Origin of the sequence: Kitasatospora sp. NPDC005751, from assembly GCF_040630835.1 — a bacterium.
Taxonomy (GTDB): Bacteria; Actinomycetota; Actinomycetes; order Streptomycetales; family Streptomycetaceae; genus Kitasatospora.
Genome location: NZ_JBEXYC010000168.1, coordinates 1 through 1,101, shown reverse-complemented (window position 1 = coordinate 1,101; position 1,101 = coordinate 1). Strand labels below are relative to the sequence as shown.

Annotated in this window: 1 protein-coding gene and 2 pseudogenes; all 3 read left to right on the top strand. The window is 72.6% G+C overall.

Translation table 11 applies throughout. The annotated features are described in order from the left end of the window. A pseudogene (locus ABZ497_RS36860) lies at window positions 1-95 on the top strand (roadblock/LC7 domain-containing protein); the annotation flags it as partial. A gap of 160 nt (window positions 96-255) precedes the next feature. Next, on the top strand, window positions 256-945 hold the full coding sequence (locus ABZ497_RS36855) for a DUF742 domain-containing protein (RefSeq protein ID WP_359812527.1): 690 nt from the start codon (window positions 256-258) through the stop codon (window positions 943-945). Beyond that, window positions 926-1,101 (top strand): annotated as a pseudogene (locus ABZ497_RS36850) (ATP-binding protein); the annotation flags it as partial. The gene ABZ497_RS36855 and the pseudogene ABZ497_RS36850, both read left to right, overlap by 20 nt.

The window sequence follows — 1,101 nt, the reverse complement described above, 5'->3', positions numbered from 1 at the left end:
TCGTCGGCTACGAGATGGCACTGCTCGTCGACCGCGCCGGCGCCGTCCTCACCCCCGCACTCCGCGCAGAACTCCAGGGCAGTCTCCTGCACTGACGGTTCGTCGGATACCGTCCTGGTATTCGAAGCACCTCCACGCCCGTCCCGGGCCCGCTTCGGCGGGCTCGGGTTCGGACGTTGTACGGCCTTCGCACCACCGGCTCCGGACCCGTCCGGAGCTCGCACCGCACCGCCGCACCTTGTGAGGAGAGGAACCGTGACACCGCCCGACGACCGCAGCGGCCAGTACGGCGTTCCGTACCCTGGCACGGGCCATGACGCCTTCGGAGCACCCGGCGTCGCCGGCCACGGTCAGCAGCACGGCCAGTACGGCCAGCAGCAGTACGGCCAGCCGTACCCGCAGGAGCAGTACGACCAGTACGGCCGGCAGCAGCCGTCGTACGACGCGCCCCCGGCCGGCTGGCCGGCCCCGGGCAGGACGGACGGCCACCTCCCCGGCCGGCACTCCGCCCCCGCCCCGCAGCCCGGCCGGCACCACTCCGGTCCCGGCCAGGAGCCGGCCCAGGAGCCGGGGTACGTCGAGGAGTTCGAGGACGACTACGACTCGGGCCCGCTGATCCGGCCGTTCGCGATGACCGGCGGGCGGACCAGACCGCGCTACGAGCTGGCGCTGGAGGCGCTCGTCTCGGCCGACGTCGACCCGCAGCGCCTGGCCACCCTGCTCCCCGAGCACCAGCGGATCTGCACCTTGTGCACCGAGGTCAAGTCCGTCGCCGAGGTGTCGGCGCTGCTCTCCCTCCCTCTGGGGGTGGCCCGCATCCTCGTGGCCGACCTGGCCGAAGCCGGCCTGGTCGCCATCCACCAGCCCGCTTCCGGCGGCGAATCCGGAAACCAGCCCGACGTCACGCTGCTCGAAAGGGTCCTCAGTGGACTTCGCAAGCTCTAACGCGGCCGCCCCCACCCGCGCCACCACCTCCGCGAAGATCGTCGTCGCCGGCGGCTTCGGCGTCGGCAAGACCACGCTCGTCGGCGCCGTCTCCGAGATCAACCCCCTGCGCACCGAAGCCGTCATGACCTCCGCGTCCGCCGGCATCGACGACCT